Annotated in this window: 20 protein-coding genes; 6 read left to right on the top strand and 14 right to left on the bottom strand. The window is 68.9% G+C overall.

Annotated elements, in window-relative coordinates; genetic code table 11:
- Positions 1-34: 34 nt before the first annotated feature.
- The 6 genes from RPX00_RS25235 to RPX00_RS25210 form a co-directional block, all read right to left on the bottom strand.
- Positions 35-307, bottom strand: a complete 273-nt coding sequence (locus RPX00_RS25235; RefSeq protein WP_037713092.1) for a hypothetical protein — start codon at positions 305-307, stop codon at positions 35-37.
- A 113-nt stretch (positions 308-420) separates the two neighbouring features.
- Positions 421-981 (bottom strand): flavoprotein, encoded by a 561-nt coding sequence (locus tag RPX00_RS25230; protein ID WP_406629040.1) that lies wholly within the window; start codon positions 979-981, stop codon positions 421-423.
- 4 nt (positions 982-985) lie between these two features.
- Positions 986-2,224, bottom strand: a complete 1,239-nt coding sequence (locus RPX00_RS25225; RefSeq protein ID WP_406643072.1) for a helix-turn-helix domain-containing protein — start codon at positions 2,222-2,224, stop codon at positions 986-988.
- Positions 2,225-2,526: 302 nt separating this feature from the next.
- Positions 2,527-3,393: a hypothetical protein gene (locus tag RPX00_RS25220; protein WP_406629038.1), complete on the bottom strand. Its 867-nt coding sequence runs from the start codon at positions 3,391-3,393 to the stop codon at positions 2,527-2,529.
- Positions 3,393-4,124: a DUF6338 family protein gene (locus RPX00_RS25215; protein WP_406629037.1), complete on the bottom strand. Its 732-nt coding sequence runs from the start codon at positions 4,122-4,124 to the stop codon at positions 3,393-3,395. The genes RPX00_RS25220 and RPX00_RS25215 overlap by 1 nt, the downstream gene beginning before the upstream one ends.
- Before the next feature lie 1,204 nt (positions 4,125-5,328).
- On the bottom strand, positions 5,329-6,225 hold the full coding sequence (locus RPX00_RS25210; protein ID WP_406629036.1) for a helix-turn-helix domain-containing protein: 897 nt from the start codon (positions 6,223-6,225) through the stop codon (positions 5,329-5,331).
- 259 nt (positions 6,226-6,484) lie between these two features.
- Between RPX00_RS25210 and edd the strand changes: the two genes are divergently transcribed.
- Positions 6,485-8,425: a phosphogluconate dehydratase gene (edd, locus tag RPX00_RS25205; protein ID WP_406629034.1), complete on the top strand. Its 1,941-nt coding sequence runs from the start codon at positions 6,485-6,487 to the stop codon at positions 8,423-8,425.
- Positions 8,422-9,045, top strand: a complete 624-nt coding sequence (gene eda / locus RPX00_RS25200) for a bifunctional 4-hydroxy-2-oxoglutarate aldolase/2-dehydro-3-deoxy-phosphogluconate aldolase (RefSeq protein ID WP_406629032.1) — start codon at positions 8,422-8,424, stop codon at positions 9,043-9,045. Before edd ends, eda begins: the two co-directional genes overlap by 4 nt.
- Before the next feature lie 64 nt (positions 9,046-9,109).
- Here the strand turns inward: eda and RPX00_RS25195 are convergent, their stop codons facing one another.
- From RPX00_RS25195 to RPX00_RS25180, 4 genes are all read right to left on the bottom strand, one after another.
- Complete coding sequence (locus tag RPX00_RS25195) at positions 9,110-9,655, bottom strand: regulatory protein RecX (RefSeq protein WP_406629030.1); 546 nt, start codon at positions 9,653-9,655, stop codon at positions 9,110-9,112.
- A 652-nt stretch (positions 9,656-10,307) separates the two neighbouring features.
- Positions 10,308-11,351: a recombinase RecA gene (gene recA, locus RPX00_RS25190; RefSeq protein ID WP_037363691.1), complete on the bottom strand. Its 1,044-nt coding sequence runs from the start codon at positions 11,349-11,351 to the stop codon at positions 10,308-10,310.
- 250 nt (positions 11,352-11,601) lie between these two features.
- A complete protein-coding gene (locus RPX00_RS25185) occupies positions 11,602-11,796 on the bottom strand; it encodes a DUF3046 domain-containing protein (RefSeq protein WP_406629028.1) in 195 nt (64 codons plus the stop codon).
- Positions 11,797-11,830: 34 nt separating this feature from the next.
- Entirely contained in the window at positions 11,831-13,660 is a 1,830-nt protein-coding gene (locus RPX00_RS25180; protein WP_406629026.1) for an Hsp70 family protein, read from the bottom strand.
- Between the two features lie 141 nt (positions 13,661-13,801).
- Here RPX00_RS25180 and RPX00_RS25175 point away from each other — a divergent pair, with 141 nt between their 5' ends.
- From RPX00_RS25175 to def, 3 genes are all read left to right on the top strand, one after another.
- Positions 13,802-14,989, top strand: coding sequence for a hypothetical protein (locus RPX00_RS25175; protein ID WP_406629024.1), 1,188 nt, complete (start codon positions 13,802-13,804; stop codon positions 14,987-14,989).
- 78 nt (positions 14,990-15,067) lie between these two features.
- Positions 15,068-19,744, top strand: a complete 4,677-nt coding sequence (locus RPX00_RS25170) for an ATP-dependent helicase (RefSeq protein WP_406629022.1) — start codon at positions 15,068-15,070, stop codon at positions 19,742-19,744.
- A 141-nt stretch (positions 19,745-19,885) separates the two neighbouring features.
- Entirely contained in the window at positions 19,886-20,386 is a 501-nt protein-coding gene (gene def / locus RPX00_RS25165) for a peptide deformylase (protein WP_406629020.1), read from the top strand.
- Here def and RPX00_RS25160 read toward each other — a convergent pair.
- Positions 20,319-21,914, bottom strand: a complete 1,596-nt coding sequence (locus RPX00_RS25160) for a GNAT family N-acetyltransferase (RefSeq protein WP_406629018.1) — start codon at positions 21,912-21,914, stop codon at positions 20,319-20,321. The genes def and RPX00_RS25160 overlap by 68 nt on opposite strands.
- A 240-nt stretch (positions 21,915-22,154) precedes the next feature.
- Positions 22,155-22,868 carry a VOC family protein gene (locus RPX00_RS25155; protein WP_406629016.1) on the bottom strand — a complete coding sequence of 238 codons (714 nt, stop codon included), beginning with the start codon at positions 22,866-22,868 and terminating at the stop codon, positions 22,155-22,157.
- Positions 22,869-23,135: 267 nt separating this feature from the next.
- On the opposite strand from RPX00_RS25155, the gene RPX00_RS25150 reads away from it, so the two are divergent.
- Positions 23,136-23,876, top strand: a complete 741-nt coding sequence (locus tag RPX00_RS25150; protein WP_406629014.1) for an ESX secretion-associated protein EspG — start codon at positions 23,136-23,138, stop codon at positions 23,874-23,876.
- 108 nt (positions 23,877-23,984) lie between these two features.
- Here the strand turns inward: RPX00_RS25150 and RPX00_RS25145 are convergent, their stop codons facing one another.
- Together RPX00_RS25145 and RPX00_RS25140 are read right to left on the bottom strand one after the other, a co-directional pair.
- The gene (locus RPX00_RS25145) at positions 23,985-24,752 is read right to left on the bottom strand and encodes a maleylpyruvate isomerase N-terminal domain-containing protein (protein ID WP_406629011.1); all 768 of its coding nucleotides are present in this window, start codon (positions 24,750-24,752) and stop codon (positions 23,985-23,987) included.
- Positions 24,742-25,326, bottom strand: a complete 585-nt coding sequence (locus RPX00_RS25140; protein WP_406629009.1) for an SAV_6107 family HEPN domain-containing protein — start codon at positions 25,324-25,326, stop codon at positions 24,742-24,744. Before RPX00_RS25140 ends, RPX00_RS25145 begins: the two co-directional genes overlap by 11 nt.
- Positions 25,327-25,529 lie beyond the last annotated feature (203 nt).

The following is a 25,529-nucleotide window of genomic DNA, read 5'->3' as shown; positions in this document are numbered from 1 at the left end:
TGAATTTCCTTTGCTGCTCTAGGTTTTTGTGCGCTCAGTCGCGCTCTTCCGGCCACTGGTCGCCGAGAGGAGAGGAGTAGGTGCGAGTGCGGTTCTGCGTCTCGCACCACTCGCCGAACTCGCCAGCGGCCACAGAGAGACTCCGCGCAAACCGCGCGGTATCCATCAAGCCGCCGATGCGAGCCGGTACCTGTATCACGATCGCGGTCTCATCGCCCCCGGCCACCAGCTGGCGAACCCCAGGGGAAGGCGACACGACGGCAGCGCCGTATCCGACGAGGGGCTGAATCACCACGTGAATGCCCATGTGCTCTCCCGATGTCTCGGCTTCCGCACGCCCGATTTGGCGCGCTGGGATCAGGAGACACCCGGGTAAGGCAGATCACCCGGACAAACTGTCCGGGTAGGTTCGAGCAGGGGCTAGCGCCCGGCCGGAACGGCCTTCTCAATCGCGTCGAGCATCGCCGACCAGGGCAGATCCCGACCGGGAGAGCTGCGCGGCTCGTGCAGCGGCCAGACGTCGTCACCGTAGAGCAGGTCGACGCCGACGCGCCGCAGGTTCTCGATGTGCATCTCCCAGAACGGCTGACGCGCGTGCGCCGCGTTCACGCGTGGGAAGACCACGACCGGCATGTTGTGCGTGCCAATGGCCTCGTTGACCTGTGTCAACGCCTGATTGTCCGCGATGCCGAGCGACATCTTCGCGACCACGTTCGCCGAGGCCGGCGCGACCAGGTAGCAGTCCGGCGCAGGATGCGGACTGCGCTCCGACGGCGACCGCGGCTCGACCCGCACCGGGTAGCCCGTCGCGTCCTCGATCTCCGCCAGCGCACCCGACTCGGCCAGCCAGCGCCCAGCCGTCGGGGTCAAGGTCACCGCGACCGTCCACCCCGCCGTCTGCGCAGGACGGATCAGCTTCGAAAGCAGATCTTCAACCCCGCCAGCACCGGAACCGACCAGGCCGAGAACACGCGAAGTCATCCGCTTACCTCACCGCGCCGCAGCGCTCAGCCAGCGCCAGCAGCGCCGAGGACTTCTTGCCCGCCGACGCCGGAGCACGCCGATACATCGACCGCACGACCTCACGCACCATCGTGTTGTGCCGGACGACGGTCGGTGCTTTCGTCTCGGCCTCCAGCAGCGCGTCAAGCGCTTCGTCGTCCTTCGCGACCAGGCTCAACGCCCGCGCGAAGTCGATCAGGTGCGTGACCTGCCGCTCCACCGGCAGATGATCGACGTTGACGCGCGGCGCGGACTCGATCACCTGCCCGACGTCGCCGAGATCCAGCGCCGCCGACAGCCGGTGCAGCTCGACGTTGGCCGGTCCGAACCCGGTCTGCCAGTAGTTCGCATCCACCCCGAGCTGATCCGCCGCCCGCCCCGCGTGGCCGAGAAGGACATTCGCCGTCGACCGGTCCTGATGCCGAGCCGCAGCAACCGCGGTCCGGAGGTACAGCATCCCGTAGAGACTCAGCGCCGCCGGATCACCTTCAGCCATGCGCGGCAGCAGCCACTTGGCCGCGACGTCGCCCAGCTCCAGCGCGTCATCGAATCGGCCCACCGCCAGCAGCGCATGCGTCCCCGACCGTGCGGCCGACGCCAGCACCAGCGGATCATCCGCGTCATCGGCCGCCTGCATCGCCCGTTCCGCCGCGATCCACGCGAGGTCAGCCTCACCGATCTTGCTCAGCGTGGTCGCGGCCAGGTGGTGTACGCGGGCCGACACCGCCGCGCACGCCCGCTTATACGTCGTATCGTCCGAGGATGCGGCCTCCATCGCCTGACTGGTCTTGATCAGACCAGGCAGTGCCGCGACGACCCGGCCGAGTTCGCCGTTCTGATAGCTGGACCAGGCACCTTCCACCAACTGGGCGACCGGCGCGGGATCGATGTACTCGGGCGACATCGCCGAGGAAAACAAGGTCCGGGAGAGCCGACGCGGAGCCATCAGCGCATCCCGGATCGCCGGGACGTCATCGTTCTTCTCCTGGTCCTCCAGCAGGACCGGTTCGCCGAGCAGATCGCCCAACGTGACCCGCAGGGCCTGCGCGACCTCCGCCAACACATCCAACCGGCGGATATCCCGCTCGCCGCGCTCGATCTTGCTCAGCCAGTCCTCAGTGCGGCCCACCAAGTCAGCAAGCACCGCCTGCGACAGCCCACGCCGCCGCCGGTAGAAGGCAATACGCTCCCCGATGCTGAGCTGATCACCCGCACCTCGCATGGAGACAGGATACAGAGGGGTTCCGCTTCCAACCATCGCTGTGATCAGCACAGGCCCCAGCGTTTACCTCTCATCTGGCTAGTACGCAGCTATGCCGACACCCGCAAACAGCACCGATGCTTCATTAGGCCACGAGTGCATCACACCTCGACCCCCACCAGGCTGCGACAGAACTCGGTTGACTCTCCGAACTAACAGTAGACGACGAGGACTTCTGAAAAAACAGTAAACCTACAAGAGAAGTTCCACAATCCTCTTACCCTTACCCATCTTAGCCAGAATATAGACTCAGTAACGGGTTTTTACCCATTGCGCCGCACAGCACTCGCTACCACATTGATTTCTCGCCCCTGAGAGGAAATTAGCGCTCGGACCGCCTCGCGGACGGCGGTCCATTTATACACCAGAGCAAGGTTGATTCTCTGATTTACCCTAAACTCAGATATCGCCGAGCCTGTTGCCATCTTCCCTACGCCCACATCTTCGTACACAGATGAAATTATACCGAGAAAGACAACTCTGCTGGCCCCAATCATAAGCGACCCGTTTCTCTGCCGATACATTCCTTCTTCTATGACGAAGATAGGACTACCACTGCTTCCATTTACAATGGATCCGTCGATCAAGAAGACAGGCTTCCCTTGCCAGTCCACTTCTATGGGGGTGGCAGCGACTGCCCGCCTGAATACGGGCGTCAGGTTTTTGCTGTCGTAGAGTCCCGACGGATAGCCCACGAAGCACAATTCTTGGAGAATATCGAGTTCTTGTAGTACTTCCTCCGTGGGATACACCGAACCTGAAACTGCCTTAAAAAATGGCTTGATCTCACCGTCGAAGTCGCCCAAAAAGTCGATCAACAATAACTTCGCCGCAACGTCAACCTCTGGGTCGGGATGACATATCCACCCCTCTTGAAACTCCTCGTATACATATTCAACAGATTCGCCAAGCAGTGGGCCGCCGTCGCCGTTGCTTCTGATAAATCGTATCTTTCCCCGCTTGGCGCCAGCTATTACATGCCTGTTTGTTATTAATACCGGAACCACGAGATCGTCAACCTGCTCGATCTGAACATGCCCTGTTCCGACAGATTTTGCACCATCTTCGGCTTCACAATAGATATAAGCCACACAGAAGAAGACACCTCGAACCGCGGAGTTTACTTCCATCAAGCCCCCTCGTCGGGCATCCCAGATTCCTCCCCTGAGGAATCATCAGGATGATGTTCCTTAAGCGGGATCGGACTCTTCCCCTTCGGGTAATACTCAACAAACATTGATTGAATATCATCACCCTTCACTATCAGACGCGAGAAGCGAGCTGGCGCAGCTGACATAGATTTTCCAACTACGGCAGATCTAATCGGCGGGGCAAGAACAAGCTCGCGCCCATCGCCCTCAAGGCCAGATGAAAAATTCGCAACTTTGCCATAATAGGTGCCAAACCCGGTACGGACTCGAACATAGGCTTCATGCCCCTCCGGACGATCATTCTTGAAGACTTGAGTCCAGGAGTTTATTGCGCGAATGTTAGCCCCACCAGATCGTCTTGAAAGCAACCAATTTCCCAAGATCGCTAGACCGAGGGAGATTAGAACCAAGGTCGCACAGGTTCGGAACGTTAAAGCCAGATTTTCAAGCAAGTATGCATTACCGCGACGTGCAATACCTTCAATCTTGAGAAACAGTCCCGGAAAGATCTGACTGACACAAAAAACCAGAACCGCTGCTGTGCCACTAAATACTAAGCTCGCCAGCGCCGTCCGGCTAATTTCGCGGAAACTGGACTCGGATGCCCCCGGACGCCTCCTCTCGCTCAGCAGGTCAAAAAGAATTCCCGGCGCAACGAATATGAAGAAAAATAGAACTGAAACCCAAGTTGTCAGCACGTTATTATTCATCCATCAAAGTCAAGGGTTTCAACTCCCCAGAAGCTATTTTCGGCGCTATCTCCACTAATTGACGGGCCGTCTGCCGACGCCGTCGGCAGAATCACGGGCTCTGGAGGCGCAACACCCATCGAGTCGAGACCTTGACGTGTCTCAGTCAGCTCAATCGTTTGTGGGGAGATTTCCGGCGACTCGTCAGCCATGCGAATTTCTGCCAATCTTCAGGAATGAACACTGCGTTGCCGATGATACTCGCCTAAGGTCTGCTCACTGCCGAATTTGGCTCTATGGGATCAAGGCGCGCCGCCTGCGGCGGCGCGCAACCGGTCACCTCGCGTACGGCGAGACTCGCCGGTTGGCTGGGCGGGCCTCCGCTGGCGCTCCGGCCGGCCCGCCCGGCGAGCCCGCCGAAGAGCAGCCCGAGTGCGCACACCGCCGCAGGCGGCGCGGAAGGCTCCCCCAGCCGCGACAAGGCGGCCACACGTCCTAGCTCAGCCGCCCACCTCCGGCGTCGGGCCGTCATCCTCGCGCCCGAGCATCGAACGCCGCGCCACCGGCATCAAGGGCGCCTACGGCGTCGCTTCGCGATGAGCTTCGCTCACCCTTGACCCCGGCACCGCCGCACTCAAGCTGGCAAGGGCGAGAACGACGGATCAGACCGCCCGACACCTCCCGCGGAGCCCGGTTCGCCACTGCGAGTAGTCAGTCGGCAGGCACGGCTAGAGGCCGGTCCGCCAGGCCGCAAACGGGCTCAGACAGACCGGCCTCAGGACGTCTACAGGACGTCAGAGATCCAAACCGGACCAGACTCAACCGGTCCCGACCGACCCGAAAACGCAGGTCAGAGCGCTACCCGGGCGAAGGTCCGCAGGTCAGGAAACCCCCTCGGCAGAAGTAGCACATTTACCAGAGCTGGGCATGTTGTACTGGTTGACCTGGGGATTTCTCGCCAGATAGGGGCCGAAAGTGGGGTCTGGGCCGCCTCTGGGCCATCAGCCGCACAACTCAAGTCGCCGACGCGCCGCATGCCCGCCTCTGACAAACAGAGAGTTCTTCGCTCCTCACCCCGCGTGACAGCATCAGCGAATGCCCGCAGACTCGCCGTCACCAGCTGCAGACGCAGGCCGCGACGGCTGAACCTCGCCTCTGGCCGTGGCCGGTCCGCCAAGCCGCGAAGGGCTCACGGCGGACCGGCCAGGAAGATCCAAACCGGCACCTATTCGGCCGGATCCTCGCCCGCCAGAAGTCTCGTCAGCCCAACCTCGTCCGCCAGTCGCTCGGCCTTCACCTCCTCCTCGAACCCGGCCACCGCGACCGACAGCTGGCGCAGCGAGTCCTCCGGAGACAACGCGCACTCGGCCAAACGCTCGATGGTTGCCGCGTACGAGGCAGCCTGATGACCGGCCAGGAAGACGCCGACGCGCTGGTGCGGGCAGTACACGACTTCCGACGTGTCCCGCCGTCGGTACCGGCTGAACGCGCCCTCCGTCACGGCCCGGCTTGGCACTAGCTGGATCTTCACCGTCCGCGAATTCTCCAGCAGTTCCTTGAGGTATCGCACCTGCCGCAGCATCACCTCGGCATCGCCGAAGTAGTTGCGCAGCGCCTCGGATCCGACGTAAAGCTGCGTCTCGACCGTCTCCGCGCCGAACAGGATCCGGTTGCGGTCCAAGCGGTTCTCGACGATCTGTTCCAGGACGTCCTTGTCCCGCAAGCCAGGGCCGAACGCCAGCCGCACGTAATCGGGGATCTGCAGCAGATCCGGAATCAGCAGCGGAGCCCACACCGTCACCGATGCCGCGGCCCGTTCGTGCCCGGCCAGCGCCGGGTCCGCCCGCGACTCCCGCGTGAACCAGCTCGACCCGGCCAGCTCGCGCGCCAGCGCCATGATCCGCGTCTTTCTCTCGCCGACCACCCCGAGCGCGCCCAGCACCCCCGCCACGTCCTCCAGCGACGGAACCCGCTGGCCCAGCTCCCAGCTCGACAGCAGCGCCGGGTCCACCCCGACCCACCGCCCCAGCTCGCACAAGCCGAAGCTCGCCTCGATCCGGGCATGGCGCAGCGCCAGGCCCAGCACGCGCTCCCGCGGAGCGGGCATCTCCGAATCTCGCATCCACCGTCACCTCCGGCCGGGGATCGTGCCTGTCATCAACCGAAAACACCCATTCGCTCTAGCCGACCCGCGTCATCAGCCGCAGACAACGCGGCGGCCTTGCCAGGCGGAAGCCGCCCGCTGCTCCCGGCGGACACCGCGTAGGGGTTTCTGAATCGATTTTGTTTCCGGCAGGTTTTCGGGTTACCGTGTGCACCGTCACGTTCCCGCGACGCCAGCGCCGCCGTCTCGCGAACCCGTCACGAGCCGGGAGCTTGAGATGAGCAGCAGCCCGAACCCGACCGCCGCGGTGCACCGCGTTCTCGCCGACGTCACCGACCGGATCGCCGAGCGCAGTGCGGACACGCGGGCGGCGTACCTCGCCCGCAGCGCGGCCGCTTTCGAGGAGGGGCCCGTCCGCCGCGGCCTCGCCTGCAGCAACCTCGCACACGGTTTCGCCGCTATGGACGGCGTCGACAAGCAGGCGCTGCGGCAGTTGCGCGCGCCCGGCGTCGCGATCGTGTCCTCCTACAACGACATGCTCTCCGCGCACCAGCCGATGCAGGAGTATCCGGCCTGGCTGAAGAAATCGGTCCGTGCGGCCGGCGGCGTCGCGCAGTTCGCCGGCGGCGTGCCCGCGATGTGCGACGGCATCACGCAAGGCCGGCCGGGCATGGAGTTGTCGTTGTTCAGCCGCGAAGTGATCGCGATGGCGACGGCGATCGCGCTGTCCCACGACATGTTCGACGCGGCGTTGCTGCTCGGCGTGTGCGACAAGATCGTGCCGGGACTGTTGATCGGCGCGCTGTCGTTCGGGCATCTGCCCGCGGTGCTCGTGCCCGCCGGGCCGATGAATTCCGGCTTGCCCAACAAGGAAAAAGCGCGGGTTCGGCAGTTGTACGCGGAGGGGCTCGCGACGCGGGAAGACCTGCTCGACGCGGAAGCGGCGTCGTATCACTCCGCTGGCACGTGCACGTTTTACGGCACCGCCAACTCGAACCAGATGGTGGTCGAGGTGATGGGCCTGCACCTGCCGGGCGCCAGCTTCGTGCCGCCGAACACTCCGTTGCGCCAGGCGCTCACCGAAGAGGCCGGACGGCGCGTCGTCGAGCTGTCCCGCGGCGAGGCGTACACGCCGATTTCGCAGGTGCTGGACGAAAAAGCGTTCGTGAACGGCATCGTGGCGCTGCTGGCCACCGGCGGGTCGACGAACCACACGATGCACCTGGTCGCGATCGCCGCGGCGGCCGGGATTCAGCTGAGCTGGGACGACTTCTCGGACCTGTCGGCGGTCGTGCCGCTGCTGGCGCGCGTGTACCCGAATGGCAGCGCGGACATCAACCACTTCCACGCGGCAGGCGGCATCCAGTTCTTGGTCGGCACGCTGCTCGACGCGGGATTGCTGCACGAGGACGTGCAGACCGTCGCGGGTCCTGGCCTGCGCCGATACACGCAGGAGCCGATCTTGTCGGACGGCGAACTGGTGTGGCGAGACGTGCCGACGCGCAGCCTCGACGAAGAGGTGCTGCGTCCGGTGTGGCGGCCGTTCGCGCCGGACGGCGGGTTGCGGATGGTGGAAGGCAACCTGGGCCGAGCCGTGACGAAGGTGTCGGCAGTCGCCCCGGAGCACCGGGTGGTGGAGGCACCGGCGCGAGTGTTCACGTCGCAGGAAGCGTTCCGGACCGCGTTCGAGGCCGGAGAACTGGACCGCGACGTGGTTGTGGTGCTGCGACAGCAGGGTCCGCAGGCGAACGGCATGCCGGAGCTGCACGGCCTCACGCCGGCCTTGGGAGTGCTGATGGACCGCGGATTCCGGGTCGCGCTGCTCACCGACGGGCGGATGTCGGGTGCGTCCGGCAAGGTTCCGGCCGCGATCCAGGTGACGCCGGAGGCCGCGGTGGGCGGGCCGATCGCCCGGATCGCGGACGGCGACGTGGTCCGGTTCGACGCGCGGTCCGGTTCGCTGGACGTGCTGGTCCCGGACGAGGAACTGGCCCGGCGGGACCTCGCGGACGCCCCGCCGTCGGAGGCCGCGTGGAGCGGGACCGGGCGGGAGCTGTTCGGGGCGCTGCGCCGCGCGATCGGCCCGGCGGACCAGGGCGCGAGCGTGTTCGGAGCGCTCACGCCGGAGCTGGACCTCGCCCGGGGCGTTCCGCCATTCGGAAGCGGGACAATGGGCGAGTCCCCGTACGCTCTCCAGACCCAGGAGGTCGGTCAGTGACCACCGGCACGGACCTGCTCGCCCTGTCCCCCGTGATGCCCGTCGTGGTGATCGACGACGTCGACGACGCGGTCCCGACGGCCCGCGCCCTGCACGCCGGCGGGATCGGGGTGATCGAGCTGACGCTGCGCACGCCGGTCGCGCTGACCGCGATCGAGCGGGTGGCCGCGGAGGTGCCGGACATCGTCGTGGGCGCCGGCACGGTGACGTCGCCGGAGCAGGCGAAACAGGCCGCCGAAGCGGGCGCGAAGTTCCTGGTGACGCCGGGTACCACGGACGCGGTGCTGGACGCCGCGTTCGCCACCGGGCTGCCGTTCCTGCCGGGCGCGAGCACCGTGTCGGAGGCGATGCGGCTGGCCGAGCGCGGGTTGAGCGCGCTGAAGTTCTTCCCGGCGGAAGCCAGCGGGGGCGCGGCGTTCTTGAAGTCGATCGCCGGGCCGTTGCCGCAGCTGCAGTTCTGCCCGACGGGCGGGATCACGGTGTCGTCGGCGCGGGAATATCTGGCGCTGCCGAACGTCGGCTGCATCGGCGGATCGTGGCTGACGCCATCGAAGCTGTTGGCGGCCAAGGACTTCGCCGCGGTCGAGAAGCTGGCCGCCGAGGCCGCCGCACTGCGCTGAGCCTTCTTCCGGAACCCGTCGCCTTCGTGCTGGAGGCGGCGGGTTTCTTCGTGACGCGCGCCGGTCAGTCGACCGTCACGTCGTCGAGCAGGCTGGATTCCGCACCGAACTCGCGCAGCTCGTCGCGGATCACCGTGTACGCCATTCCTTGCGGATAACCCTTGCGCGCGAGGAACCCGAGCAGCCGGCGGATCGCGGTCTGCTCGTCGACGTTCCCGAGCGACCCGAGCCGTTTGCGCACCAGTTCGCGGGCGCGCTGTTCCTCGGAATCCCGGTCGACTTCCTCCGCCGCTTGCGCCGCGATCTCCCCGTCGACGCCCTTGCGCCGCAGCTCCGCGACCAGCGCCGTCCGCGACAGCCCTTGGTTGGCGTGCCGGTTGCGGACCCAGGTTTCGGCGAACTCGGCGTCGTTGACGAGGCCGGCGCGGTCGAGCTTGCCGAGCAGGGTTTCGACGGTCTCGCTGTCGAACCCCTTGCGCCGCAATGCCTGCCGCAGCTCGTCGACCGTCCGCGGCCGGGCGGCGAGGAGGTCGAAGCAGATCTCCTTGGCCTTCTTGGCCCGCTCCTCCGGAGGCAACTCCGCCGGCTCGACCTTCGGCACCCTGGCCACGACCGCACTCCTCTTCCCGGCCCCGCCCTCGGACGACGGCGCCTTCACCTCGACACCGATTTCCACCGGCACCGGACGCCACTGGTCCGGCGCCGGTGCAAAGCCCGGTCGGCCGGACCTCAGCCGACGAGCCTCACCCCGGCTCGAACCAGCCAGGTCCCGCACCGGCAATCCCGCACCGGTTCGTACACCCACCGCTTCGAGCCCGCGCAAGCACACCGCGCTCGCCGTCTCGAACCGGCCAAGCACACCGCGCGCCCGCCACCTCGAGCGTCTCGAGCACGCCGTACCCGCCGTCTCGAACGGCTCAAGCACGCCCGTGCCGACCGCCTCGAACCCGGCCAAGCACACCGCGCTCGCCGCCTCGAACCGGCCAAGCACACCGCCACGCCGCCCGGGCCGCGATCCGCGCACAACCCGCCGCCCCGCACCCAGCCGGAGAAACCCTCCCCGCCAGGCGACAGGACACCGACGCCTCCGGAACACCGCCACACCCGAAGCCCCGGTCACGACGAACCGCGCCACCGGCCCAGGCCTCACCGAAGGACCCGGCACGGCGACCCGCCCCAGACCCAGGTTTCAGCGCTGCCCGGCGCTCGCCGGAGCACTGGGCACCGGGGAGGGAATCCGCCGATCCCCTCCCCTCCCCGGATCAGAAGTCGACCGGCGCGGGCACTGCCTCGGCCTCGGCGTCGACCTGCGGGCCGATGCCGAGCTTCTCCTTGATCCGCTTCTCGATCTCGTTGGCGATGTCCGGGTTGTCGCGCAGGAACCGGCGGGCGTTCTCCTTGCCCTGGCCGAGCTGGTCGCCCTCGTACGTGTACCAGGCGCCCGACTTGCGCAGGATGCCCTGGTCGACGCCCATGTCGATGAGCGAGCCCTCGCGCGAGACACCCATGCCGTAGAGGATGTCGAACTCGGCCTGCTTGAAGGGCGGGGCCACCTTGTTCTTGACGACCTTCACGCGGGTGCGGTTGCCGACCGGCTCGCCGCCGTCCTTGAGCGTCTCGATGCGGCGCACGTCGAGCCGGACCGAGGCGTAGAACTTCAGCGCTTTACCGCCCGTGGTGGTCTCCGGCGAGCCGAACATGACGCCGACCTTCTCGCGGAGCTGGTTGATGAAGATCGCGGTGGTGCCGGAGTTCGACAGCGCACCGGTGATCTTCCGCAGCGCCTGGCTCATCAGGCGGGCCTGGAGACCGACGTGCGAGTCGCCCATCTCGCCCTCGATTTCCGCGCGCGGCACGAGGGCCGCCACGGAGTCGATGACCAGGATGTCGAGCGCGCCGGAGCGGATCAGCATGTCCGCGATCTCGAGCGCCTGCTCGCCGGTGTCCGGCTGGGACACGAGCAGCGCGTCGGTGTCGACGCCGAGCTTCTTCGCGTACTCCGGGTCGAGCGCGTGCTCCGCGTCGATGAACGCCGCGATCCCGCCGTTGCGCTGGGCGTTGGCCACCGCGTGCAGGGCGACCGTGGTCTTACCGGAGGACTCCGGTCCGTAGATCTCGACGACCCGGCCGCGCGGCAGGCCGCCGATGCCGAGCGCGACGTCGAGGGCGATCGCGCCGGTGGGGATCACGGCGATGGGCGGGCGGGCGTCCTCGCCGAGGCGCATCACCGAGCCCTTGCCGTACTGCTTGTCGATCTGCGCAAGGGCGAGTTCGAGCGCCTTGTCCTTGTCGGGTGCTGCTGGCATGGAAGTCCACCTCGCTGGTTGGGGCCTGTGTGTGTTCGGTTGTCCAGATCAAGCTTGTCCGGGGTCCAAGCTCTGTCCGGTCCGACGCTACGGGGAGGGACCGACAATTCCAGGCGCGGCGACCGATCTGTGGATCGCTGGCCCCGTTGTGCACAACACCATAGACGAACAGGTGTTCGAGGCTCGCAGCGACACGCCCAGGTTCCGCGGTTTTCGCCCTTCGCGGTGACCGGGCCCGGAAACTCCCAGGTCAGCGCCGTTCCGGCGGCACCTCGAACTCGACGCACACCGCGCGCCAGATCTCCTTGGGCGGCGTTCCCGCGCTCAGCGCCTCTTCGACCGTGTGCCCGCCGAGCCCGCTGAACACGTGGTCCTTGGCGAGCATCTCGGCGCGTCCGGACCCGAACTCCTCGGCCATCAGCCGTCGGAACACCGTGATACGCATCGGGCGAATGCTAGCTTTCCCGCTCCGGCGGGGATCACTCCCCCGGCTGGACGTTCTGCTCGAAGTAGTCGGCCAGCGCACCCGGCGTGGCCGCCTGGCCGCCGGAATTCACCTGATAGAGGAACCCGACGAGGGGCCGGTCCTTCACGGTGAACACGAGGACCGCCGACGACTGCCCGGCCGCCGCCGAGTAGTGGCCTTCGAGGGCGTTGCCCTTCCAGTCCGCTTCGGTGCGGTCGCCGCCCGCGGAGGAGAGCAGTCCGTCGGTGTACTGCTTCAGCTCCGCTGCCGACTGTCCCTGCACGTACGTCACCTGAGTACCCGCGCGCCCCGGCGCGGCGCACGTCGACGCGGCTCCGAGGCTCTTCGCCGGCGCGGCCGGACCGTTGCCCATGCCGGGCGCACAGCCCCCGTTGTCAGCGACCTTGCCGGCCAGCTGACGCATGCAGCCGGTCAGGCCGGACGAGTCGGCTTGCCCCGGCGTACGGCACTCGTCAGCGGTGTACGTCTGCACCGACGAGCCCTTTGTGGTCAGGAACACGGTCAGCCCTGCCGCGAGCACGACCACCACAGCCGCCGCGATGCCGATCAACAGCTTGGTGCGGCTCTTCTTCTCCGGCGCAGCAGGCGTGTACGTCGGGAAGTTCGACGGTGCCGGCGAAGGCTGGAACGGCGGCATCTGCTGCGGTTGCGGCGGCGAGTACGGCGGGTAGTTGCCCTGCTGCGCAGCAGGCGGTGTGTACGGCGCGCCTGCTGCCACCTGACCCTCGACGTTCTGCGTACGCATCGACAGTCCGTCTTTAGCGACGTGCTGCGCACCCAGCGCGACTGCCGTCTCAGGCTGATCAAGGCTCGTGGGGACGACGCCGAGCTTCTCCGCGATCATCGACCCGACCAGCGGCAGGCGGCTCGAACCTCCGACGAGGTAGATGCCGACGAGACGGTCCGAAGTGAGCCCAGCCGCGCGCAGCGTCCGCGACAGCAACTCCACGCTACGCAGCATCGCCGGACGCACCAAGCCTTCAAGCTCTCCGCGCGTGACGAGCACGTCCTTGAACGGCTCCGGCATCGGCACCTCTGTCTGCGGATGCCGAGACAGTGCCTCCTTCGCGGCCTTCACGTCTTCTTGCAGCGCGCGTCGCGTACGCCGGTCCGCAGTGGACTCGGGACGAAGCAGCCTCTGCCAACGCTGCGGGTCCGAGTGCGACACCTCACGTCCAACGTGGACCATCAGCGCCTGGTCGACGTCGAGGCCGCCGAGGTCCGGCAGACCGTCTTCGGCGAGCACTGTGTAGCCGTTCTGATTCGCACCGACGACTGCGACGTCGAACGTGCCCGCGCCGAGGTCGTACACCGCGAGAGCCTTCCCTGGAGCCAGCGCGCGCTCAGGGAACGACGCGAAGTGCGCAGCGGCGGCGACAGGCTCCGGCACGAGGACAATGTTTCCGCGAATACCGGCGAGCCGCGCCGCGCTCAGCAGTACGTTGCGGCGCACCGGACCCCACTGCGCGGGGTGGGTGAGCCGCACCTCATCCGGCTGTTCGCCGCCGAGCTGGCGGGTGGTCTCGTCGAGCACCCGGCGCAGAATCGCGGCGAGCGCTTCGTTGACAGGCACGACGTCCGTGCCCAGGAGCAGTGTCTGCTCGTCGATGCGCCGTTTAGGGTTGGGTTCGAACCGCGTCGGATCGAGCCGCGCACGACGTTCGGCGTCCCTGCCGACCATGAGCGTGCCGTCCTCGCCGGCGAACACCGCGGAGGGCATGTTGGCCGACCCGTCGACCTCTACGACGCGAGGCGGCCTGCCGTGCGCGGAAAGGACGGCAACGGTGTTGGACGTCCCGAGGTCCACCGACAGGATCCGCACAGTAATTTCCCCTCGACTCAAACAGTGCTGGCGGAGATGCTGCCACGTGCCCGGTCACCGTGCGTGCGGACCCGCGAAACTCGCGACGCACGCAACCCCGGGAAGCAACGGAACGTCTCGTCTTCCGAGGACGGGGAGGTAATGACAGAGCTAGTGGACAAGACCCGCCGAGAACAGCCTGAGCAGACCGCCGTGGACAGTCCGCTCGGCAGATGGAGCCGTTCCGGTTACGTACGCGCGGCAGTCCTGTACCTCGTGGTGCGGCTGGTCGGCGTCGGCGTGCTCGCCGCCATGGCCGCGCCCCGGGACCTGCCGCTGGGCGAACGGCTGCAGTCCTGGGACGGCTGGTGGTACCTGCAGATCGCGGAGCACGGCTACAGCGGCGTGAGCAATCCGCTCGACGCCGCCGGACTGCCGTATCCCGACGCGGCGTACGGGTACTTCCCGCTGTACCCGTCCTTGACCGGGATGCTCGCGAAGCTGCCAGGAGTGACGTACTTCGGGGCAGGCATCCTGCTGTCGACGCTCGCCGGAATCGCGGCGGCGACGGCGATGTACCGAATCGGCCGCTTCGTCCACAGTGAACGAGCGGGGTTTCTGCTCGCGGTGTTGTGGGGCGCCGCGCCGATGGCGATCGCCGAGAGCATGGTGATGACCGAGGCGCTCTTCACCGCGTTCGCCGCGTGGGCGCTGGTCGGCGTGCTCGAACGCAAGTGGTACCTCGCTGCTTCCGCGACGCTGTTCGCCGGGCTCAGTCGGTCCACCGCGTGCGTACTGGTCGCTGTCGTGGTGATCGCCGCGGCCATCGACGTGTGGCGGAACAGGCAGCGGTGGAACGCGCTCATGTGCGTCTTCGTCGCGCCGCTCGGGCTGCTCGGGTACTGGATGTTCGTCGCGGTGCAGACCGGCAGCTTGACCGGCTGGCAGGACGTGGAGCTTCGCGGCTGGAACACGCGTTTCGACGGCGGTGCCGAAGCCTGGCGGTGGATCACGCAGACGCTCTTCACCTCGGGCAACGCGTGGGAAACGCTCGTCGTGCTCGTGATGGTCGCCGCGATCGCGCTCGCGGTCGTCTCCGTGACCAGCCGCCAGATTCCGTGGCCGTTGGCCGCGTATGCGGTGGGGGTCGTGGTGCTGGTCCTCTGCAGTGCCGGGCTGCCTGCTCTGAAGTCGCGGTTCGTCCTCCCCGACTTCGCGCTTTTGCTGCCCGTCGCGATGGGGCTGGCCGGGCGCAAGAAGTCCACGATGATCGCCGCGGCGACCGTGTTCGTGCTGGTCGGAGCCTGGTATTCGGCCTATTCGCTGACCGTGTGGAAGTACGCGATCTAAGCCGATCGGTCACCCACACGAGGGGATCCGGCGCGGGGTGCGCCGACCGGGCCCCGGAAATTGTCGGGGGTGCCGCGCATGATGGATCCCGTGGCAAACGACGTGCTCGACCTCTTCTCCCCGGCGACCCGCACCTGGTTCGCCGGAGCCTTCGCCGCCCCGACGGCCGCGCAGGAAGGGGCCTGGCGGGCCGCACACGCCGGGCAGCACGCCCTGGTCGTGGCGCCCACCGGGTCCGGCAAGACCCTGTCCGCGTTCCTGTGGGCACTCGACCGGCTCGCGGCGGAACCGCCGCCGGCGAACCCGCGCGAGCGGTGCCGGATCCTCTACGTCTCGCCGCTGAAGGCGCTGGCGGTCGACGTGCAGCGCAACCTGCGCGCGCCGCTGGCGGGCATCTCCCAGGCCGCGCACCGGCTCGGCCTGCCCGCGCCGGAGATCGAGGTCGGCATGCGCACCGGCGACACCACGGCGGCCGAGCGCCGGTCGTTCGGGAAAACCCCGCCGGACGTGCTGGTCACCACGCCGGAGTCGCTGTTCCTCATCCTCACGTCCTCCGCGCGGGAGTCGCTGAAGGGCGTCGAGACGGTGATCGTCGACGAGGTGCACGCCGTCGCGGGCGGCAAACGCGGCGCGCACCTGGCGTTGTCGCTGGAACGGCTCGACGCGCTGCTGCCCAGACCGGCCCAGCGCATCGGATTGTCGGCCACGGTGCGCCCGATCGACGAGGTGAGCGCGTTCCTCGCCGGCGGCCGCCCGGTCACCGTCGTGCAGCCGAAGCTCGCGAAGACGATCCAGGTGCGGGTGGAGGTGCCGGTCGAGGACATGGCGAACCTCGACGGCCCGGCTCCGTCGCCGATGGAGCGGCTCGACGACCTCACGTCGTTGTCGCAGCTGCCGTCCGAGGGCGGGATCGGCACCCAGGAGGAGGTCTCGGGCGCGGCGGTGCAGCGGCCGTCGATCTGGCCCGCGGTCGAGGAACGGGTGCTGGAGCTGATCCGCGCGCACCGCTCCACCATCGTGTTCGGCAACTCGCGGCGGCTCACCGAACGGCTCACCGCGCGGCTCAACGAACTCGCGTCCGAGCAGGCCGGCCTGGCTCAGGGCGGTTTGGCCCAGGGCGACGCGTTCCCGGCCGAGGCGGTCGGGCAGTCCGGCGTCACGTCCGGCGCGGATCCGGTGATCGCGCGGGCGCACCACGGATCGATGTCCCGCGAGCAGCGGACCCATGTCGAGGAGGAGCTGAAGTCCGGGCGGCTGCCGTGCGTGGTGGCCACGTCGTCGCTCGAACTCGGCATCGACATGGGCGCGGTCGATCTGGTCGTGCAGATCGAGGCCCCGCCCACCGTGGCGTCCGGGCTGCAGCGCGTCGGCCGGGCCGGACACCAGGTCGGCGCGGTGTCGTCCGGCGTGATGTTCCCGAAGTTCCGCGGCGACCTGGTGTCGTGCGCGGTGGTCGCGGAACGGATGGCGACCGGGGCGATCGAAGCGGTGCGGTACCCGCGCAATCCGCTCGACGTGCTGGCCCAGCACGTCGTGGCGATGGTGGCGCTCGAACCGTGGACGGTGCCGGAGCTGGCGGCGCTGGTGCGGCGGGCGGCTCCGTTCAGCTCGCTGCCGGACGACGCGCTGCACGCGGTGCTCGACATGCTCGCCGGCCGCTACCCGAGCGAGGAGTTCGGCGAGCTGCGGGCGCGGATCACGTGGGACCGGGTCGGCGGCGAACTGCGCGGACGGCCGGGTTCGCAGCGGCTGGCCGTCACGTCCGGCGGCACGATCCCCGACCGCGGGCTGTTCACCGTGATGACCCCGGGCGACGAGGGCAAACCCGGCTCTCGCGTGGGCGAGTTCGACGAGGAGATGGTGTACGAGTCGCGGGTCGGCGACACGATCCTGCTCGGCACCTCGTCGTGGCGGATCACCGACATCACCCATGACCGGGTGATCGTCGTGCCCGCCCCCGGCCAGCCCGCCCGGATGCCGTTCTGGAAGGGCGACGCCGCGGGACGGCCGCTGGAACTGGGACGGGCGCTCGGCGCGTTCGTCCGCGAACTGTCCACTTCGGACACTTCGGCGGCCAGGGACCGGGCCGCCGCGGCCGGTCTCGACCAGCGCGCCTGCGACAATTTGCTGGCGTATCTGGAAGAACAGAAGTCGGCGACCCGGCACGTGCCCAACGATCGCGTCATCCTGCTCGAACGCTACCGGGACGAGCTGGGCGACTGGCGGATCGTGCTGCACTCTCCGTTCGGTGCGCAGGTGAACGCTCCGTGGGCGCTCGCGATCGCCGCGCGGCTGCGGGAAAACCGCGGTGTCGACGCCCAGGTGGCGCACTCCGACGACGGCATCGTGCTGCGGCTGCCCGACGCGCTCGACGCCGACGGCGGCGAAGTCACCATCGGCGCCGACGATGTCCTGCTGGACCCGGAGGAGGTCGAGCAGCTGATCGTGGCGGAGGTCGGCGGCTCGGCGGTCTTCGCGGCGCGGTTCCGGGAGTGCGCGGCCCGTTCGCTGTTGCTGCCGCGCCGTGATCCGCGGCGGCGCACACCGCTGTGGCAGCAACGGCAACGGGCGTCGCAGCTGTTGTCGGTAGCGGCGAAGTACGAGCGGTTCCCGGTCGTGTTGGAGGCCATGCGCGAGGTTCTCCAAGACGTGTACGACGTCGGCGGCCTGCGGGAGCTGATGTCGGATGTCCGGGCACGGAAGGTGCGGCTGGTCGAGGTGGAGACACCGGCCGCGTCGCCGTTCGCCCGGAGCCTGTTGTTCGGGTACGTCGGGATGTTCCTGTACGAGACGGACGCCCCGCTGGCCGAACGGCGGGCCGCGGCGCTGTCGCTGGATTCCGCGCTGCTGGCCGAATTGCTGGGCACGGAAGCGATTCGCGAGTTGCTCGACCCCGAGGCGGTGGCCGAGGTCGAACGGTCGCTGCAGCGGCTCGATCCAGACCGGCGCGCCCGGTCGGCGGAGGACGCCGCCGACCTGCTGCGATTCCTCGGCGATCTCTCGGTGGCGGAGGCCGCGGAACGAGGGATCCAGCCGGAATGGCTGGCGGAACTCGCCTCGGCGCGGCGTGCGATCCAGGTGCGCATCGGCGGCGAGGAGCGCTATCTGGCCATCGAGGACGCCGGACGGGTGCGGGACGCGCTGGGCGTCGCGCTTCCGGTCGGCGTGCCCGAGGCGTTCACCGAACCGGTGGCGGATCCGCTGGGCGACCTGCTCGGCCGCTACGCGCGGACCCGCGGTCCCTTCTCCGCGACAGCCGCGGCAGACCGGTTCGGGCTGGGCTCGGCTGTCGTCACCGGTGTGCTCGACCGGCTCACCGGCGAAGGCAGGCTCGTACGCGGCGAGCTGAGTCCGGTCGGGCATCCGGAAACCCATGGCGTGGGCGTCGAGTACTGCGACGCGGCCGTGTTGCGGCGGTTGCGTCGTGCGTCACTCGCTCGGCTGCGGGCCGAGGTCGAGCCCGTGGAGCCGGCAGCGCTGGGCCGGTTCCTGCCCGCGTGGCACGGAATCGGTGCGCGCCTGCGGTCCGCGCCGACCGCCGACGACGTGCTGTCGGTGGTCGAACAGCTGGCCGGTGCGCCCTTGCCAGCGAGCGCGGTGGAATCGCTCATCCTGCCGAGCCGATTGCCGGGCTACTCCCCCGCGCTGCTCGACGAACTCACCACCGCGGGCGAGGTCACCTGGGCAGGCTGCGGCGCGCTCTCCGGCGGGGACGGCTGGCTGGCGCTGGCCCCGTCGGACGTCGCGGACCTGCTGCTGCCCGAGGTCGAGGAGAATCCGCCGTCCAGCCCGCTGCACGACGCGATCGTCACGGCGCTGGAAGGCGGGGCGTTGTTCTTCCGGCAGCTCGTCGACCGCGTCACGCCGGGTCTGGAGCAGCCACCGGACGACGGTGCCGTGGTAGCCGCATTGTGGGACCTGGTGTGGGCCGGGCTGGTCACCGGCGACACGCTCGCGCCGCTGCGCGCACAGGTCGCGGGTCATGGCGCGCACAAACCGCGGCGGCAAGCACCACGCGGCCGGTACGCCCGCATGCGCGCCGGGCGTCCGGCAATGCCCTCCCGCACCGGGCCGCCGACCGCAGCCGGCCGTTGGGCGCTGACCCCGCCCCGAGAGGCCGAGCCGACCCGCCGCGCACATGCCCGCACCGAGGCGTTCCTGGAACGGCACGGCGTCCTCACTCGCGGCGCACTCGACACCGAACGGGTCACCGGCGGTTTTTCCGGGATCTACAAGGTATTGCGCGGTATGGAAGACACCGGACAGGTCATCCGCGGTTACGTCGTCGAAGGTCTCGGTGCCGCACAGTTCGCCGCGAAGGGCGCAGTCGACCGGCTGCGGGCGCTCTCCAGCACCGCGCCCTCCGTCGCGGGCCGAGACGACAATGCTCGGGCCGTAGTTCTCGCCGCCGCGGACCCAGCACAGCCGTACGGCGCGGCGCTGTCCTGGCCTGCCGCCACAGGTGACACGAAGCACCGTCCGGCGCGCAAGGCCGGAGCGCTGGCGGTGCTGGTCGACGGAGTCCCGGCTCTGTACGTCGAACGCGGTGGCCGCTCGTTGCTGAGCTTCACCGAGGAACGCAGCTCGCTGCAAGCCGCGGCGGCCGCGCTGTCGACCGCGGTCCGGGAAGGCTGGCTGGGCCAGCTGGCCGTCCAGCGCGCGGACGGAGAGCACGCCCTCACGTCGGAACTGGCCGAGATCCTGCAGGAAGCCGGCTTCCGCGCGACTCCGAAGGGACTCCGTTTGAGAGCTTGAGGGTGGATCGCTCCCGGAACGGCAGCCGAGAACGGGCTCCGCCGCGGGTCAAGCGGGCCTGATCGGTGGACCCGCATCGGGGAAGCAGGTGGTGTCACTAGACTTCGCGTGGCCCCTCGGTGGATATAAGGACGTTCGATCATGGCGATGCGCGAGTTGCGCTACTTCGGTGACCCGGTGCTCAAGTCCGTGTGCGACCCGGTGACCACGTTCGACAGCAAGATCGAGGCGCTGGTGAAGGACCTGCTCGACAGCGTGCAGCCGGAGGGCCGGGCCGGGCTCGCGGCACCGCAGATCGGGGTCGGGCTGCGGGTGTTCAGCTACGACGTCGGCGGGCTGACCGGGTACGTCATCAACCCGGAGATCGTCCACCTGTCCGAGGAGACCCACGAAATCGGCGAGGGCTGCCTGTCCGTGCCGGAGCTGTGGTTCCCGACGGTCCGCGCGAAGCACGCCGTTGTGCGCGGCGTCGACATGCGCAACGAGCCGATCGAGGTCGAGGGCGTCGATGTGCTGGCGCAGTGCCTCCAGCACGAAACCGACCACCTCGACGGGAAGCTGTACCTCGACCGGCTCACTCCCGAGCGGAAGAAGCAGGCTCTGCGCGAGGCGCGGGGCAAAGACTGGTTCTGGAACCGCTGACCGCGTCCCACGGCGTCGAGGCAGCGGCGAAGAGCCGAAGCACCGTGCCGTCGTCCTGACTGGATTCGACGTACAGCCCGGCGCGAGCCGCAGTGCGAACCATGGCGTCATTGTCCGGAAGACGGACCGCGGTCAGTTCCGTGATCCCGGCGGCTCCGGCGAGGGTGACCAGCCGAGCGAGCAACGCCGTGCCGATTCCCTGCCGCTGCCAGGCATCCTCGACGAGAAGCGACACCTCGGCGGTGCCGTCGCGCTGAGGAATCAGCTGCCCGAACCCGATCACGTCCCGGCCGCACACCGCGAGCACGCTCGATCCGCGCGGCGGCATGAGCAACCGGTGCAGCCATTTTCGGGGAACCGTACGCAGGCCAGTGTGGTAGCGATTGAACAAAGTCTTCGCCGAACAGCGAAGATGCACCGCACCGACCGCGTCGACGTCCCGCGGGGTGCCGAGCCGCAGAACGACCGCGGCCCCGTCCGGACGGTCGAGCACCACCGGACCGCTCAGATTCTGCCGCGCCACGGCGAGCAACTCCAGAAACGCCGCGGCCTGAGCGAGTTCGGCTTCGTCGAACGGCACCCACCGCCGCCGGGCGACGAACGCCTGCCCGTCGCCAGCGGGGAAAACCGCCCGGTGCCCGCCTTCGCCGCGCCCCGGATTGGCCTCGCTCTCCGGGACGAGCGTGACCAGGTCGGCGGACAAAACCACCCGCAACATCGGTGCCCGGCAACCAGGATCAGCGACCGCCCGCCGAGCAGCGACGAGCGCAGTCGCGGCCGGGTCACGAAGCCCGCCGACGCTGGTTTCGGCAGCCGCCTCCACCACGTGTGCAGCCGCTGGGGCACGCTGATCCTGCTCTCGCTGCGCGAACGACGAGCGCGCTTCTCGATCTGCGGCAAGGGAAGTTTCTGCGGGTGCGCCCAGTTCCATGGGGGATTCGTCGGCGGGCGCATCTTCCGCGGCGGGGAGCGCGGTGGTCGACGGAGCACCAGGCTCGCGGGCGTCGGCACCGGAAACGGTCCCCCGGCCAGCGGCCAATGCATCCTCCGCGGCGGAGAGCGCGGTAGTCGACGGAACACCAGGCTCGCGGGCGTCAGCTCCAGAAGCGGTATCCCGACCAGCGGCTGATGCGGCGCGGAGCGCGGTAGTCGACGAAGCACCAGACTCGCGGGCGTCAGCTCCGGAAACGGTCCCCCGACCAGCAGCTAATGCATCTGCTGCCGGGGCGAGGAGTTCTCGGACAGCGGCATCAGCGATCGACTCCTCGACGGCGGGCGCGGCAGCGGCTGGGGCGCGAGGGTCACGGACGACGGTTTCGGTCATCCCCAGGCATTCGCCGCCTTCGTCGCGGATGGCGTCTACGAGAAGGTGCTGGGGCAGGCCGGTCGCGGGGCGCAGCACGAATTCGTCCAGTACGCCGCCGGGTACCGGGTGTCTTGTGAGGCCGAGGATGCGGCATTCGAGGTCGGCCAGCCGGATCGCGAAGCGGGCCAGTGTTTCGGGCTGGTCGTCGGACCGGATGCGCACTCGCCAGGCGTGGGTCGCGGGGAGGGGCGCGGCGGGAGGAACGGGTTTCCGCGCTGAACCGGCGGGAGGGAGGCTGGCCGGTCCGTCGGAAACGGAGGTCGCGAGAAGACTGTGGCGCGTGGGAGGTGTGTTCATGGCACCCACCGTCTCCGGCGCACGTAACCGGGGGCCTCCTGTGGTGTTTCGGGTGTGTCAGAGGTTTCCCGGAAATGGTGATCCGCGCGAAACCTGCGGAGGGGGTCAGCGTGGGGCGAGCAGGCGGAATTCGTTGTCTTCCAGGTCAGCGAAGACTGCTCCGGGGACATCGATCTCGCGGGCGCCTGCGGCCAGGATTCGGCGCGTTTCGGCGGTGTGGTCGTCGTCGCGGCGGGGAGCCAGGTCGAGGTGGAGCCGGTTTTTGCCGTGCTTCGGGGTGTGCGCGCGCAGGAACTCGAGCGCGGGGCCGCGGCCGGTGGGGTTGCGCAGGGCGGTGATGGCCGGTTCGTCGGCGGCGACTGGCCAGGCGGTGAGCGAGGACCAGAAGCGGGCGAGACGCGCGGGGTCTTGAGCGTCGACGACGATCGCCGCCAAGGAACCGGATTCGGCGTATTCGGTGCGGGGTTCGAGCACGCAGAACTCGTTGTCTTCGGGGTCGGCCAGGACGGTCCAGGGGACGTTGTGCTGGCCGATGTCGATGGGGCGGGCGCCCAGGGAAACGGCTCGGGCGGCCGTTTCGCGTTGATGCTGGGCGGAGGTGCTGGCGAGGTCCAGGTGGAGGCGGTTCTTGCCGTTCTTCGGCTGGGACGCCGGGACGAAGGACAGGGCGATTTCGCAGCCGTCGCCGGGCGGGGCCTGCACGGTGGCCTCCGCCGGGGCTTCGGCGGTGATCCGCCAGCCGAGCAGATCTGCCCAGAACCGGGCCAGGGCGGCCGGGTGTTCGGCTGCGGTGACCAGGCTGACCAGGTGGGTTGGCATGTCGCCCACGGTAGCGGGGAGCACCGACAAAAACGGCGGCTGCGAGCCAGGCGAGGGTGCCCGGGGCAGCAGGGAGTTGTGGTGGGGATTGCGGGATATCGGGGCGTGCGGGGAGGACGGGCAGCGCACGGTGCGGAAGACGTCCGGCGAGGTGGTCGAGAAGCGATGTCGCGGGGCGTTGGCGACAGTGTTGCCGAAAGCATCCGCCGCACCGGGTTTCGCGTGGCAGGATGGCTTTATGAGTGTCGGAGGTTGCGCTGCGGCGCGGTGACGGTCATCAGTCGGCCGGTGCGGATGCCCCGGTTCGCGTTTCTGGTGTCGTGGGAGTTGGCCGGGCTCGGCGAGCTTCCTGTTGTGATCGGGCCGGGTCAGTCTGGCTGGAACAATCGGCGGCGGGCGCTTGAGGTACTGGTCCGGCTCGGGTTGGCTGGCGACGACGGCGTGCTCGAGCCGCGTTATCGGCGGACACTCGGCGTTCTCGGCAATGCCCGGCGCGAGGTGTTTTCGTGGGACAGCCTCGATCGGGAAGTCGGGTCCGCTGCTGGGGTTCTGAGCGCGGTGTCCGGGGCGGACGCGGTTCGGCTGATCGCGGGCGGCGAGACGGTGCGGCTCGATCCGGTTCGGCCGGCTGAGCTGGCCGCGAGTGTGGTGGATGCGCTGCCGACGTGCTCGCCGGCCCGGGTGAGGCCGATGGGGGTGCCGAAGGACCGTCGTGGGGTCGGCCGGGATTGCGGGGGCGGGGATCTGCTCGCCGAGCTTGCGGAGAAGTCCGGCGAGTTTCGGCTGGTGCTGCGGGAAAAGCCGGACGCGGTGCATCAGTTCCGGGCAGCGGGCCGGGGTTTCGGCGGGGAGCGCACGTGGAGTGCGCCGGGGTGCCTGGTCGATCTGGCCGGACGGGGGCGGCTTCTGGTCGTCGTCAGCGGAGACGACCGGCGGATCACCGTTTTCCCGGGGCGGCGCGCACACGTGACGGCTGTGCTCGGACATCTGGTCGACACGCTCGGCTGAGCGAACCGTTCCGGCAAGCGCGGGAGTTCGCGCTTGCCGGAACCCTGAATCGCCGCCGGTGGCCGGAAAGAACCGGGAAGCTTCCCCGCTTTCGGTTCTAGGCGGCGGTCACCGGGTGGCCAGTCGCAGCAGGGCCCAGGCTTGGGCGGACAGCTCGTGGTCTCCGTCGGTGTGGACCATGGTCACCGGGACTCTTCCCCAGAGCCAGAGGTAGACGTTCGCGGGCGAGCCGGTGACTATCGCGTCCGCGGCGTCGGCCTCCCGGGGCGAGCAGCGCCAGGCCTCGGTTTCGCCGGGGCCGGCTCTCGCTATCCAGCTGTGGCCGCCGGTGTGGAAACCCACTGTGCCGTTTCGGGTTCCGGAGATGCCCATGGTGGTGAGCTTGTGTCCGAAGTAGAGGGTGAGGGCCTCGTCGACGCCGTCGGCGGCCAGGTCGTCCGGGACTGTCGACTCGCCCGCTCCGGCCGCGTTTTCGGCGTCGACTCGGTGCACGAGGGTTTCGTGGAGCATCCGGCGGCGCCAGAAACCGTGGGTCGGGTCGGCGGACCACCAGGTGGCGGCTCGGGCGGCCGGGTCGCGGGCGGCCAGTTCGGCGTCCAGTTCGGTGCGGGCGGCGGCGTAGAAGTCGGTCACCGGCTGGCCGGGCAGGGGCTCGCGCCGCCAGGGTTCGGGGCGGCGGCCTTCGCGGATCCAGCCGAGCGTCTGCCAGTACACGGTGCCGACGTGCCGGAGCAGCTCGGTCAACGTCCAGCCGGGGGCGGTGGGCACCGGCGAATCGGGCGACGCCGAGTGCGCCACCTCCCCCAGCAGCTGGGCTTCGACGGAGAACGCCTCGAGCAACCGGCCGTGGTCGACCGTGCCGAGTTCACGCGACATGGGCTTCCCCGGACATCGGCAGGCCGTGCACGACCCGGCGGACCAGTTCGAGGAACTGGGCGGTCGCCTGCAGCAGGCCCGCGGCCAGCTCGGCGTCGACGCGGCCGGTGATGCCGGCTTCGGCGGCGGCGCGGGTTTCGGAGTTGGCGGCGAAGAACGCGGACCATTCGCGCAGTTCGGGGGCCACGGCGTCGAGCAGCACCCAGCCGCTGGCGGGACGGCTCCGGCGCGGGCGGCCCCGGACGGCGAGCACCGCCCCGGCGCCGCGCAGGGCGGCGAGGTAGGCGCCGATGAAGCGCTCGGCTGGGTCTCGCTCGTTTTCCGCGTGGTCGAGGCCGCGATTGGCTTGGGACAGCAGGGCCACCGCTTCGGGCGGGGCCGGTGGGCGCAGGGACAGCGGGAGCTGCGGCTGGCCCTGGGCGCCGGAGCGGCGGGCGGACGGTTCGGCGGAGGGCCGGACGGCGGCCCGGGTGCGGTGGACGACCTGCCTGGGGGCTGGGGAGCCGGGGCGGGCCGGGGTGGTTTCGGGGACGTGGTGCACGGTTGGCCTGGGGGTGGGAGGGGAACTGGTCATGGGGCTGCGCTCCGGCACGGAAGCCGAGACCGGTGCGGGACTGGCCACGGGGCTGCGCTCCACCGCCGAAGCCGAGACCGGTGCGGGACCGGCCACGGGGCTGCGCTCCGCCACAGAAGCCGAGACCGATGCGGAACTGGCCATCGGACCGCGCTCCGCCACAGAAGCCGAGATCGGCGCGGAACTGGCCATGGGACCGCGCT

This window comes from Amycolatopsis sp. WGS_07, from assembly GCF_045278895.1.
Classification (GTDB): domain Bacteria; phylum Actinomycetota; class Actinomycetes; order Mycobacteriales; family Pseudonocardiaceae; genus Amycolatopsis.
This window is presented reverse-complemented; position numbering and strand designations above follow the sequence as displayed.

Excerpts from the sequence above, each read along its gene's own strand:
- RPX00_RS25155 (WP_406629016.1), bottom strand. The coding sequence starts at position 22,868 with ATGCCAACCCACCTGGTCAGCCTGGTCACCGCAGCCGAACACCCGGCC.
- RPX00_RS25170 (WP_406629022.1), top strand. The coding sequence starts at position 15,068 with ATGATGGATCCCGTGGCAAACGACGTGCTCGACCTCTTCTCCCCGGCG.
- RPX00_RS25235 (WP_037713092.1), bottom strand. The coding sequence starts at position 307 with ATGGGCATTCACGTGGTGATTCAGCCCCTCGTCGGATACGGCGCTGCC.
- RPX00_RS25175 (WP_406629024.1), top strand. The coding sequence starts at position 13,802 with ATGACAGAGCTAGTGGACAAGACCCGCCGAGAACAGCCTGAGCAGACC.
- def (WP_406629020.1), top strand. The coding sequence starts at position 19,886 with ATGGCGATGCGCGAGTTGCGCTACTTCGGTGACCCGGTGCTCAAGTCC.
- recA (WP_037363691.1), bottom strand. The coding sequence starts at position 11,351 with ATGCCAGCAGCACCCGACAAGGACAAGGCGCTCGAACTCGCCCTTGCG.
- RPX00_RS25220 (WP_406629038.1), bottom strand. The coding sequence starts at position 3,393 with ATGGAAGTAAACTCCGCGGTTCGAGGTGTCTTCTTCTGTGTGGCTTAT.
- RPX00_RS25140 (WP_406629009.1), bottom strand. The coding sequence starts at position 25,326 with ATGACCAGTTCCCCTCCCACCCCCAGGCCAACCGTGCACCACGTCCCC.
- RPX00_RS25185 (WP_406629028.1), bottom strand. The coding sequence starts at position 11,796 with ATGCGTATCACGGTGTTCCGACGGCTGATGGCCGAGGAGTTCGGGTCC.
- RPX00_RS25225 (WP_406643072.1), bottom strand. The coding sequence starts at position 2,224 with ATGCGAGGTGCGGGTGATCAGCTCAGCATCGGGGAGCGTATTGCCTTC.
- RPX00_RS25145 (WP_406629011.1), bottom strand. The coding sequence starts at position 24,752 with ATGTCGCGTGAACTCGGCACGGTCGACCACGGCCGGTTGCTCGAGGCG.
- RPX00_RS25230 (WP_406629040.1), bottom strand. The coding sequence starts at position 981 with ATGACTTCGCGTGTTCTCGGCCTGGTCGGTTCCGGTGCTGGCGGGGTT.
- RPX00_RS25210 (WP_406629036.1), bottom strand. The coding sequence starts at position 6,225 with ATGCGAGATTCGGAGATGCCCGCTCCGCGGGAGCGCGTGCTGGGCCTG.
- RPX00_RS25215 (WP_406629037.1), bottom strand. The coding sequence starts at position 4,124 with ATGAATAATAACGTGCTGACAACTTGGGTTTCAGTTCTATTTTTCTTC.
- edd (WP_406629034.1), top strand. The coding sequence starts at position 6,485 with ATGAGCAGCAGCCCGAACCCGACCGCCGCGGTGCACCGCGTTCTCGCC.